This window comes from Acinetobacter sp. AOR14_HL (assembly GCF_027855175.1).
Classification (GTDB): domain Bacteria; phylum Pseudomonadota; class Gammaproteobacteria; order Pseudomonadales; family Moraxellaceae; genus Acinetobacter; species Acinetobacter calcoaceticus.
In genome coordinates, this window is record NZ_JAKTII010000015.1 from 140314 (window position 1) to 152569 (window position 12256).

Here is a 12256-nt window from a genome sequence, read left to right on the forward strand (position 1 = left end):
ATGAACCAAAATACTAATACCGAAGATACAATTGATCTAAAGGAATTATTTTTTTCACTGATTGCTCAGTGGAAACTTATTGCCCTCTGCGTTATTTTAAGCCTTGTATGTGCACTACTCTATTTACGTGTAACACCAGATACCTATTCGGTTGATGCATTGGTTCAAGTTGAAGACAGCAAAGGGGCTTCTGCTGCTTTATTGGGTGATTTATCACAGATGATTGAGCAAAAGTCTCCTGCTCAAGCTGAAATTGAAATTCTAAAGTCTCGGTTAGTTTTAGGCTCAGTTATTAAAGAATTACATCTAGATATTCATGTTTCTAGCACTGAAAATACATTTACTCATCGTTTATTAAGTGACACTGAATATAAAGCTGAATACACTAAAAATTCAGTTTTATTTAAAGATGGCACTAAAAGTTTTGATATACGAAAATTTGAAGTACCTCCATATTATTTAGATAAACATCTTTTACTAGACTTTGATCAAAAATCTTTTAAATTAGTAGATCCTGAGACTGATGAAGTTGTACTCACCGCTCCAATAAATCAAAATAATCAAATTACTGGAGCTAATGGAATATGGAAGGTCGCGATCTTTACTAAAGATCTATTAAGTTCAAAATATAATATTGAGAAACTATCTATTCCAGCAGCTGTAGACAATATAAGTTCAAATTATTCTGTAGCAGAACGCGGTAAATTAACAGGTATTCTGGGCTTAAATTACCAAGGACATGACAAAGAACATATTACTCAGGTCTTAAATGCGATTTTAGTAACCTACGGCGCCCAAAATGTTGAACGTCGTTCGGCTGAATCTGCTCAAACTTTAAAGTTCTTGGATGAACAACTTCCAGATCTTAAAAAGCAATTAGATGATGCAGAACGTCAATTTAACAAATTCCGTCAACAATATAATACAGTTGATGTGACCAAAGAATCAGAGTTATATTTAACTCAAAGTATTACATTAGAAACAAAGAAAGCTGAGCTTGAACAAAAACAAGCAGAAATGGCTGCAAAGTATACTGCTGAACATCCTGCAATGCGTGAAATTAATGGTCAACTTACAGCCGTCAATAAACAAATTGGTGAACTCAACAGTACTTTAAAACAATTACCAGATGTACAACGACAATATTTACAGCTGTATCGCGAAGTTGAAGTTAAAACTCAGCTTTATACAGCACTACTCAACTCTTACCAACAACTCCGTATCGCGAAAGCAGGTGAAATCGGAAATGTACGCATAGTTGATACTGCCGTTGAACCAGTCGAACCAATTAAACCTAAAAAGTTACAAGTCCTTATCTTATCTTTATTCTTAGGCGGATTTATTGGGACAATTATTGCATTACTTCGTAATATGTTGCGTACAGGGATTAAAGATTCTGGACAAATTGAAAATGAACTGGATTTACCAGTTTATGCAACAGTTCCACGCTCTCCAATTCAAGAAAGTCGCATCAAAATTTTAAAGAAGAAGAAGAGTATTCCTATTCTTGCTGTTAAAAATAGTGATGATATTGCAATTGAAAGCTTACGTAGTATCCGTACTGCGATTCACTTTGCATTGGCGAGTGCGAAAAATAATATCATTATGATTGCAGGCCCGTCACCAGAAGTAGGTAAATCCTTTATTTCGACTAACCTTGCAACAATTTTTGCGCAAGGTGATAAGCGTGTGTTACTGATTGATGCCGATATGCGTCGTGGTTATATGCATAAATACTTTGATGTTGACGTAAAGCCAGGTCTTTCTGAATTATTGAGTGGACAAGCTGACTTACAAAAAGTCTTGCACAAAACTCCTGTGGCAAACCTTGATGTGATTACACGTGGTAAGAGCCCAACAAATCCTTCAGAGATTTTAAGCTCAAACCAATTTAAAGAATTACTTGAACAGCTACAAAGTCAATATGACCACATTATTATTGATACTCCACCAGTACTCGCAGTAACCGATGGTATTATTATTTCGCAATACACTGGTGTGAACTTAATTGTAGCTCGTTATGCTAAGTCACAAATGAAAGAGCTTGAATTAACACTTAATCGCTTTGAACAAGCAGGTGTTAAAGTCAACGGCTTTATTCTCAATGACATTCAACGTGCTAGCGCGGGTTACGGTTACGGCTATAACTACGCTTACGCATATAAAGCACAAAAAGAAGATTAAACGTAAAGTCATAAAAAAACCGGACCAAGTGATCCGGTTTTTTTATTTAAGATTTTTTTAAGTATATCCCTACTAAAACTAACTAAAATATATAAAAAACCACTCGTTTTTTTTCTTAAACATTCTATGCTTAAGCATGCTAAGATCAAAAGCAGCCTTTTTAGACTCAAATGATTATTTTTGGAACCTTTTATGAGTAAAGCCTTACCCATTGCTGTCGCTGTAGTTTTAGGCGGTGCTGCACTTGTACCAGTATATTATGCAAGCCAACATCCGACCACAGAAGTCGGAAGCAAGGCAAATAAAAATGCCTCTCCAATTGAAAAAATCAGTTATGTTCTTGGGTATGAAGTTGCTCAACAAACTCCACCTGAGCTAGATACAAAAGCATTTGTGAAAGGGATTCATGATGCTCGTAGCAAGCAGCCAAGTGCTTATACTCAAGAAGAGTTAAAAGCTGCTGTAACCGCTTATGAAAAAGAATTACAGCAAAAAATGCAGCAACAGAATAAACCAGAACAAGCTGCTGGTGCTGCTCCTGAGTCTGCTGATGCTCAATTCCTTGCAGAAAATAAAACAAAAGCTGGCGTAAAAACTACGGCGTCTGGCTTGCAATATATCATTACTAAAGAAGGCACAGGTAAACAACCCACTGCGCAATCTATAGTTAAAGTACATTACGAAGGCCGTTTAATTAATGGTCAGGTTTTTGATAGTTCTTATAAACGCGGTGAGCCAGTTGAGTTTCCACTCAATCAGGTTATTCCAGGCTGGACTGAAGGACTTCAATTGATGAAAGAAGGTGGTAAAGCGACGTTCTTCATTCCATCAAATCTTGCCTATGGCCCTCAGGAAGTTCCTGGCATTCCAGCAAACAGTACACTGATTTTTGATGTAGAACTCATTTCAGTGAAATAAAAACATTCAGGAGAGTAGAACATTACTCTCCTTTTTTTTGGAAAACGGCATGAAAAAAATTGGTCTAATTATTGCAACATCAACAATGAGTTTATCTGTTCTTGCTGCAACTCCTATAACGAATAAAAGCCCAGCAAAAGAACAATTTAGCTATAGTTATGGCTATTTGATGGGTCGTAATAATACTGATGCATTAACAGATCTAAATCTTGATACTTTTTATCAAGGTCTTCAAGAAGGCGCACAAAGTAAAACAGCACGCCTAACTGATGAAGAAATGGCAAAAGCGATTAATGACTATAAGAAAACCTTAGAAGCTAAACAACTCGTCGAATTTCAAAAAACAGGTCAACTAAATATCCAAGCAGGTACAGCATTTCTTGCTGAAAATGCAAAAAAATCAGGTGTAATCACGACTAAGTCTGGTCTTCAATACCAAGTATTAAAAGAAGGTAATGGTCAAAAGCCGAAAGCCACATCTCGTGTTAAAGTGAATTATGAAGGTCGTTTACTCGATGGGACCGTATTTGATAGTTCGATTGCCCGTAATCATCCAGTTGAGTTTCAGCTCAGTCAAGTGATTACAGGTTGGACAGAAGGTCTACAGACCATGAAAGAAGGCGGAAAGACTCGCTTCTTTATTCCTGCGAATCTTGCTTATGGTGAGGTCGGTGCTGGCGACAGTATTGGCCCAAACAGTACTTTAATTTTTGATATTGAATTACTACAAGTTTTACCGAAATAAATTCATTAGATATAAAAAAAGCGATCATTTAAGATCGCTTTTTTATTTTTAGTGTTTTAAGTCTCTAGGACGAAAACCTGTAACGACGAGAGCAACCAGATAAGCGACTACGCCGACTACACACAATCCAACCACTTCGGCAACACGTAACCACTGTGAAAGTTCACCGTTGTACCAATTTAACGCAAACCAAAGTGCTCCAATCATAGCAAGGTTCGCTAAACCATATTGAAGAAACAACTTTTTCCAATGTGAACCAAATCGAAAAATATTACGCTTATGTAAATAGAAGTAGAGTAAACCTGCATTCACCAAAGCCGAGCCTGAAGATGCCAATGCAAGTGCCATATGCTCTGCCTGCCAATCAATCAGCTTAAAGAAACCAATAAATACAACGTTTAAAATAGCATTCGCTGCGACTGACATTAAACCGACACGTACGGGTGTTTTAGTATCTTGCTGTGCATAAAAACCAGGTGCAAAGACTTTAATCAGCATAAATGAAATCACGCCTGCACTCATACATTGCAGTGCTAGAGCTGTCATTTGTGTATCACGTAGGTCAAACTCGCCACGCTGGAATAATGCCTGAATAATCGGTGTAGAAAGCATAAATAAGGCAATACTTGCTGGTAAGCCAACTAATACAATAATTTTTGCAGCCCAGTCGATCATACCGCGGAACTTTGCTTGATCTTGTTCTGCATGACGGGCAGAAAGTGAAGGTAAAATCACTGTACCAATCGCAACTCCAATTAAACCTAACGGCAATTCAGTCATACGCTCTGCACTGTAGAGCCAAGACACTGAACCATCTTGCATGAAAGAGGCCCAAATCGTATTTAATAATAGGTTAATCTGGGTAACAGATACCCCAAATAATGCCGGCAGCATTAATTTTAAAATGCGTTCTACACCTTCATGTTTAAAATCAACTTTAGGTGGAATCAGCAGATTTTTACGCCATAGCTCTGGAATTTGTATCGCTAACTGCAAAACACCCGCCACAACAACTGACCAGCCTAATGCTTTGATCGGTTCGGCCATATACGGCGTAAGCCACCATGCTCCGGCAATCATCGCGACATTCAGCAAAACTGGTGAAAAAGCGGGTGAAGCAAAAGAACCATAACTATTTAAAATACTGCTGGCAAAAGCAGTCAGTGACATAAACAGTAAATAAGGAATGGTCAGTCGAAACATGCTGACTGCTAAATCGAACTTTTCAGGATCGCTATGGAAACCGGGTGCGTACATATAAATGATTGCAGGTGCTAAAACCATAGCCACAAAAGTTAGTAGGGTCATGACTGTTAACAAGCAGCCAAATACCCGACTAATCAAAATCTGCACTTCAGCGTGTGCTCGACCTGTTTTATATTCGGTCAGTACCGGAATAAAAGCCTGAGAAAAGGCACCTTCGGCAAACAATCGTCGAAAGAAGTTGGGAATACGAAATGCGACGACGAAGGTATCGAAATCTTTACCCGCACCAAACACGTTGAGCAATACGACGTCACGTACTAACCCTAACACTCGTGACAACATCGTCATTGCACTGACAATAAAAGTCGATCGCCATAATGCCATCGTACTCACCTACAGCTATATTCGAAAGACGCTATTGTAATGAAACTAGAAAATCTTTTCGTTGTGAAATGATGAACAAACTCAAGTTTTTTTCTGACCCAACAATTGTCTAAAGTGCTGCCATTTAAAATAAGGTCCCGGATCAGTTTTTCGGCCAGGAGCAACATCTGAATGCCCTGCAATATGGTTTTTAATTTCAGGATAAGCCTGACGGATAGCGGTAACAACGTCAGTTAGTACTTCATATTGTACGTCTTCAAAAGATAAATCATCACTTCCTTCAAGCTCAATACCAATTGAATAATCATTGCATTCTACTTTGGCTAAATAACTCGAACGCCCTGCATGCCATGCCCGATCATTAAAATTAACGAACTGTAGCACTTCCCCACTACGTAAAATCAGCAAATGCGTAGAAACCTGCATCCCTTCAATGGTCTGGAAATAAGGATGAACTGACCAATCTAACTTGTTTTGAAAAAACTGCTCAATATATCCACCTCCAAATTGAGACGGCGGCAAACTAATATTATGAACCACAATCATTTGAATTTCGGTACCAGTCGGACGCTGGTTAAAATTTGGAGAAGGGATTTGTCTCGCCCCTTTTAATTGTCCATCTATAACTTCATACGGTGTGATTTGCTTCATTGAGATGCCAATAAATTGCTTGCCAATTGTTTTAGTTTAAAACAGTTATCTACTTTTCAAAGTAGTAAATGCGATTGTTTATCGCGATTAATCTCATAAAACAGCTTATTTTTAAAGTCGACGGTGCTAATATATCGCAAGTTTTAGGGTCATCGACAAAATGGAAACCGTATGAGCATACCTCAGTCTTTGCTTGAACAATCAATTCAAATCAATATTCAACAAGCATTACAAGAAGATATTGGGGACGGTGATATTACCGCTATGCTCACACCCGAAGATGAGCAAGCCACTGCGACTATTATTAGCCGTGAAGATATGGTCTTAGCTGGCCAACCTTGGGTAAATGCACTCATCTCAGCTTATGACAATACCGTTCAGGTGACTTGGTTAAAACAAGAAGGCGAGCGTGTTGCTGCAAACGAAGCATTTTTAAAACTTGCTGGTTCTGCACGTAGCTTACTTACTGTAGAGCGCCCTGCTTTAAACTTTATTCAAACTTTATCTGCGGTTGCAACAAAAACAGCAGAATATGTTCAACAACTCGAAGGTTTAAATACAAAACTCCTCGATACACGCAAAACCTTGCCAGGCTTACGTATTGCACAAAAATATGCTGTAGCTGTCGGTGGTGGTCAAAACCATCGTCTAGGTTTATTTGACGCTTTCTTAATTAAAGAAAACCATATTATGGCAGCAGGTGGTATTGCTCAGGCAATTGCCAAAGCCCATCAAATTGCACCGGGTAAACCTGTTGAAGTCGAAGTTGAAACTTGGGATGAGCTAAATCAAGCACTTGAAGCTGGTGCAGACATTGTTATGCTAGACAACTTTAGTCAACAGCAAATGATTGATGCTGTAAAACATGTTGCAGGCCGTTGTAAGTTAGAGGCATCAGGCAATATCACCATTGAAAACTTACGGGAAGTTGCCACCACAGGTGTTGACTACATTTCTATGGGCGTGCTGACTAAAGACGTTAGAGCTGTTGATTTATCAATGCGTTTTAATGCTTAAATAAAGTCCACATCGTTATTAGTATTTTTTTGCGACTTGGTCATGTCTGCTGCTTGAGTTTTCTGCCATGCTGACTGAGTCGCTTGTGCCCCATTATCACGTGGGTCAGCAGCCATTAAAACAAATGTCACTACTGCTAATAATACAATAAAACCTTGTAGCATAAATTTTCCCCATCACTCTTAAAAAATTAAGATCCTACAATAAAAGATAAATATGACCAGGCTTAGGAGATTCTGTTACAAAAGGTAAGTCTTTATTTTTATTATTCATCTGTACAACAGTCTCTCCCCAAATACAATTTTATATCAACAGCCTAAACCCTGTATTTACTATTGTGACAGGGATATCTTGTTTTTCTCTATCAACCTACGCGACGGAGTTTTACCGTCTAGAATTTTTTGCCAACAGCTAATTCTGTTACTTTGGTTTTGCCCTGAATGGCGACTAAAGCCATGCAAGACCAAAGGCATTGTCATCTGCAAAACCTGCCCACTTTCATCCTCTATCCTATTTTGTTGCAAAAATAAGATCCTTATAGATTATAGACAGGTTGCAGATGACTTTTGGCACCAGCTAATGAGGAATAAATTCCAATACCCCCATTAAGGAAAATAACTTACCAACTTAAGACTCTAAATAACCCATATATGGATCAGAAATTGAATCTTCTTGGGTTTCAATACGGCCAGCAAAGCGACGGGTAAAAGTAGCATCATCAGCTAAGGTCACTGTAAAGTCGTACCAACCACCAAATTCAGACATATCCCAAACCAGTTCTTTTTCAGAATGATCCGTTTCTATAGTCCATGTCTTATTTGGAAGATAAGCATTTGCCTTGACTGTGAGCTTGGCTGACTTATTACCATCATGACGCACTTTTAAATATAAATTCGCATCACATTCTTCCACACACACTCTAATTTCCGGCAATGCTTGAGTCTGATTAACTTGACTCAAATTACCTTTAAACGCACGATGGAAACCATTTGGCCCAAGTACCCATAAATCGTACTGCCCATTTGTAGCATTCCAGACATCATCTAACTGTTTACCCGCTTCAACCATATAACGGCGTGGAATCGCTGTAAGATCTAATCGGTTATACACATGGAAAACCGCTGCCTGTTTACCTGTATTTGAAAACATCAGCTTGACTGTCTTTTGTGCTGCATCAACTTTAGCACTGGTATGCAAAATATAAGGCAAAGCACGTGAAGGTCTAATGCCCATTTCCTGCTGTGCAAATTGTTGCTGGCTTGGAACCGGAACTTGTGGCAATAAAGCTTGAGCAACACGAATAGCATCGGCTTCTGCTTTTGTTTTCTTACCTACTAACTCATTTACAGGCAAAAGGTTCGGTGTTTTAAAATCAAAAGCTGTAGTTAAATCGCCACACACGGCACGGCGGTATGGACTAATATTTGGTTCTTGCACACCAAAACGCTTTTCTAAGAACTGTAAAATAGAAGTATGGTCAAAGACTTGTGAATTCACCCATCCCCCACGACTCCATGGTGAAATCACATACATTGGAACGCGTACACCCGGTCCATAAACACGTCCATCTGTTGCGGGTTGAGATTTTGCTGTAGCGACTGCTGGATGATTAAAGTACTCATAAGACACTTGTTGATCACTTAAAGTCGTTTTCCCCTGAACTACACCTTTTTCATCTTTAGAAGGTGCACTTGGTGAAGGAATATGGTCAAAGAAACCATCATTCTCATCAAAGTTCACTAATAAAACCGTCTGACTCCAAACTTGAGGGTTTTCAGTTAAAGCATTTAATACTTCCTGAATATACCAAGCACCCTGTACAGGACTAGATGGCCCTGGATGTTCGCTATAGGTTGCAGGAGCGACTAACCAACTGACTTGCGGTAATTTTCCTTGAGCAATATCTGTTTTAAAAGTTCCTAAAAAACCACCGTCTGGCATAGTGTTAGCAATACCCTTATAAAGCGGCTGTGTTGCATCAATCTTTTCATCGTATGCAGGGCAAACGAGAGCATCGTTACTTACAGGTTGCCCCGATTGCTCATTCGCACGGCGATACTGTTTGAAACCTGCTAGAGGATTGTCGGTAAAGTTATCCGGCATATTTTGATAGATTTTCCAGCTAACACCAGCCTGTTGTAAGCGCTCAGGATAAGTCGTCCATTCATAACCCTCATTTGAAGGACCAATACCATCAAACTCATTTACAACACTGGCAACACCTGCACCTGTAGGGCCATTCGTTCCAGTCCAGATAAATTTACGGTTTGGATTGGTACCTGCATGCATCGCACAGTGGTAAGCGTCACAAATGGTAAAAGCATTGGCTAATGCAAACTGATATTCCACTTCCTGCTTTTTATAATATCCCATTGATTGTGGCTTTTTATGCGCCACCCAATCACTCATACGACCATTATCCCAAGCGGCTTGACCATCCGACCATGAATGAGGCGTACCTGAAACACGCTGTGCATTTCCTAAGCGGCTATCCAAATGGTAAGGCAATATTTTATTTTTCTTAGCATCATATTGTTCCCAAACCTTTCGGCCTTCGGTCATTGGAATGGTAAAGCGGTCTCCAAAACCACGTACGCCTTTTAGTGTTCCAAAATAATTATCAAAAGAGCGGTTTTCTTGAGTCAAAATCAAGATGTGTTTAACATCTTGGATAGTTCCACTTTCAACTTTGGCATCAATAGCTAAGGCTTTTTGAATACTAAGCGGGAAACTCGCTAAAGCAGCTGTCCCAAACATGGTTTTTGTAGAATTTAAAAGAAATTCGCGACGATTCATTAGTTCTATCCTGAGTTCTTATTATGGTGCGCAGTGCATTTTGCAATTACTGGTCGGCGGTGTTGTTGGCGATGAATTGTCTGAGTCGTTATCATCGTTACAAGCACTGAGCATAAGTGCTAAAGATGTAATTAATAAAAGTGAAAGTTTTCGCATCATTTTTTTCCAAACGGTTTAAATGCGAACTACTAATAACGTGTAAAAGTGACAAGCAAGTGATGTTTTTATGTCGATTTGATGAAGGCATAAAAAAACGCATCCGAAGATGCGCTTTTTTAGAAAACTTAAAATTACCAGCCTAAAGCTTCTTGTTGCTTTTTAACGAGCTCGGCAATTCCTTTTTCAGCCATTTCTAACATGGCATTGCTTTGTGCGCGAGTAAACGGTTTGTCTTCAGCAGTACCTTGAATTTCAATGAATTCACCTGCTTGAGTCATCACCACGTTTAAGTCAGTTTGACAGTTCGAGTCTTCTTCATAGCAAAGATCAAGCAATACTTCATCTTGATACATACCCACAGAAATTGCAGCAACTAATCCTTTAAGCGGATCATGCTTAATTTTCTTTTGAGATAATAAAACATTCATAGCATCAACCAATGCTACAGCAGCACCAGTAATTGAAGCTGTACGCGTACCACCATCTGCCTGAATCACATCACAGTCGATAGTAATGGTATTTTCGCCAAGCTTTTTCAAATCGACCATAGCACGTAAGCTACGACCAATCAGACGTTGGATTTCCTGTGTCCGGCCCGACTGTTTACCACGCGCTGCTTCACGGTCACAACGTGAGTGTGTTGAGCGCGGTAACATGCCATATTCAGCAGTGACCCAGCCCTGTCCTTTTCCTTTTAAAAACCGTGGAACCGAATTATCGATACTTGCAGTACAAAGGACTTTGGTGTGACCAAACTCAACCAGAACTGAACCTTCTGCGTAACGGGTATAGTTACGTGTGATTTTTACTTCACGTAACTGGTCTAATTCACGTTGGTCAATACGCATAATCCTTCCTAACTTCTCTTAAATACAAATCTGGGCATAGTATAGCAAAGGATTTTGACAGGTTGAGTTTATTCCCTACTTTCAAATGTAAGTCTGCACTTTTAATGACTCAAAAATAAAAATAGCCCCTTAAAAGGAGCTATTTGGAATACCTTAAACAATGCTCTATCTTTATTAAGCAGTTTTGCCAAACATGCCTTTTACCGCCTCAACAAAGGTCCGCTTGGTCGCCACTAAACGATCAACCACATTGTCAGGCAAAGAGTGAACAGCCAGGCGTTTATACACACTCAAAATTTGAGATCCAAAGGGCGCGGTATTGTACTGTTGACCGAACTCTGCACAAACTTCACGTACTTTAGGTGCCATCTCTTGATAGCGGTTGGCAGGCACATCAGGAAATAAGTGATGTTCGATTTGATGACTCAAGTTGCCACTCAAGAAATGCATGATTTTACCGCCAGTAAAGTTTGCTGAACCACGGATCTGACGCAAGTACCACTCTGCTTTGGTTTCATTATCAATATTGTCAGTGATAATTTCAGAGTCTTCTGTGAAATGGCCACAATAAATCACGGTCGATGCCCAGTAGTTACGGATCAAGTTAGCAAAAAAGTTACCAGCCAATACTGGTAAGAACATTGGTCCTGCAATTAGTGGGAATAGCACATAATCTTTACCAAACTGACGTACCATTTTTTTACGTAGATTTTTAGATTCTACATACACTTCTTTCCAAGTTTTGGTGCCATCAAACAATACTTTTTCCATCTCTAGACGTTGCAAAGCCAGTAACCATTCAAAACCCGTTGACAATACAAAACCCATTGGCACGTTGAATAAAAAACGAGGTTCCCACTTTTGCTCACGGCTCATGCGCATCACACCATAACCGCTAATATCATGATCCATGCCAAACACATTGGTATAGGTATGATGCTTATAGTTATGGGTATATTTCCAGTCTTCACCCGTACACACCGTATCCCAGTCATAGGTTGCACCGTTAAGCGTTGGATCATTTAACCAGTCAAACTGACCATGCATCACATTATGACCGAGTTCCATGTTTTCAACGATTTTAGATACGCCTAACATAGCCGTACCCAACAACCATACTGGTGGAATCCAACCACCAAACATCAACATGCCACGTGATGCAATTTCGGTGTAGCGTACAAAATTACGTACTTTGTAAATATATTTTGAATCTTCTTCCCCGAGATCTTTCATCACTTCAAGACGAATTTCTTCAATACGGCGACCAAAAGCTTCTGTTTGCTCTGGGGTTAAATGTGCCGATTTTGATGTTGCTTTAAGTTCCACTGCCATATTCATAAGGGTATCC

At 39.3% G+C, this 12256-nt stretch carries 10 protein-coding genes; 4 read left to right on the forward strand and 6 right to left on the reverse strand.

Annotated elements, in window-relative coordinates:
- The 3 genes from MKL38_RS15055 to MKL38_RS15065 all read left to right on the forward strand — a co-directional run bounded on the left by MKL38_RS15055 (window position 1) and on the right by MKL38_RS15065 (window position 3847).
- A complete protein-coding gene (locus MKL38_RS15055; RefSeq protein ID WP_270903660.1) occupies window positions 1-2184 on the forward strand; it encodes a polysaccharide biosynthesis tyrosine autokinase in 2184 nt (727 codons plus the stop codon).
- A 192-nt stretch (window positions 2185-2376) separates the two neighbouring features.
- The gene (locus MKL38_RS15060; protein ID WP_003656168.1) at window positions 2377-3102 is read left to right on the forward strand and encodes an FKBP-type peptidyl-prolyl cis-trans isomerase; all 726 of its coding nucleotides are present in this window, start codon (window positions 2377-2379) and stop codon (window positions 3100-3102) included.
- A 49-nt stretch (window positions 3103-3151) separates the two neighbouring features.
- A complete protein-coding gene (locus tag MKL38_RS15065) occupies window positions 3152-3847 on the forward strand; it encodes an FKBP-type peptidyl-prolyl cis-trans isomerase (protein ID WP_270903661.1) in 696 nt (231 codons plus the stop codon).
- Window positions 3848-3895: 48 nt separating this feature from the next.
- On the opposite strand, the gene murJ is transcribed toward MKL38_RS15065, so the two are convergent.
- Together murJ and ampD are read right to left on the reverse strand one after the other, a co-directional pair.
- The gene (murJ, locus tag MKL38_RS15070; protein WP_231762189.1) at window positions 3896-5446 is read right to left on the reverse strand and encodes a murein biosynthesis integral membrane protein MurJ; all 1551 of its coding nucleotides are present in this window, start codon (window positions 5444-5446) and stop codon (window positions 3896-3898) included.
- Between the two features lie 72 nt (window positions 5447-5518).
- Window positions 5519-6088 (reverse strand): 1,6-anhydro-N-acetylmuramyl-L-alanine amidase AmpD, encoded by a 570-nt coding sequence (gene ampD / locus MKL38_RS15075; RefSeq protein WP_270903662.1) that lies wholly within the window; start codon window positions 6086-6088, stop codon window positions 5519-5521.
- Window positions 6089-6259: 171 nt separating this feature from the next.
- Here ampD and nadC point away from each other — a divergent pair, with 171 nt between their 5' ends.
- A complete protein-coding gene (gene nadC / locus MKL38_RS15080) occupies window positions 6260-7105 on the forward strand; it encodes a carboxylating nicotinate-nucleotide diphosphorylase (protein WP_005049254.1) in 846 nt (281 codons plus the stop codon).
- On the opposite strand, the gene MKL38_RS15085 is transcribed toward nadC, so the two are convergent.
- From MKL38_RS15085 to MKL38_RS15100, 4 genes are all read right to left on the reverse strand, one after another.
- Window positions 7102-7269 (reverse strand): ABZJ_00068 family colistin stress protein, encoded by a 168-nt coding sequence (locus MKL38_RS15085; protein WP_004640355.1) that lies wholly within the window; start codon window positions 7267-7269, stop codon window positions 7102-7104. The genes nadC and MKL38_RS15085 overlap by 4 nt on opposite strands.
- A 463-nt stretch (window positions 7270-7732) precedes the next feature.
- Window positions 7733-9901 carry a phosphocholine-specific phospholipase C gene (locus MKL38_RS15090; RefSeq protein ID WP_270903663.1) on the reverse strand — a complete coding sequence of 723 codons (2169 nt, stop codon included), beginning with the start codon at window positions 9899-9901 and terminating at the stop codon, window positions 7733-7735.
- 290 nt (window positions 9902-10191) lie between these two features.
- Window positions 10192-10908, reverse strand: coding sequence for a ribonuclease PH (gene rph, locus MKL38_RS15095; RefSeq protein WP_005037670.1), 717 nt, complete (start codon window positions 10906-10908; stop codon window positions 10192-10194).
- Between the two features lie 174 nt (window positions 10909-11082).
- Window positions 11083-12246 carry a fatty acid desaturase family protein gene (locus MKL38_RS15100; protein WP_270903664.1) on the reverse strand — a complete coding sequence of 388 codons (1164 nt, stop codon included), beginning with the start codon at window positions 12244-12246 and terminating at the stop codon, window positions 11083-11085.
- Window positions 12247-12256: the final 10 nt, after the last annotated feature.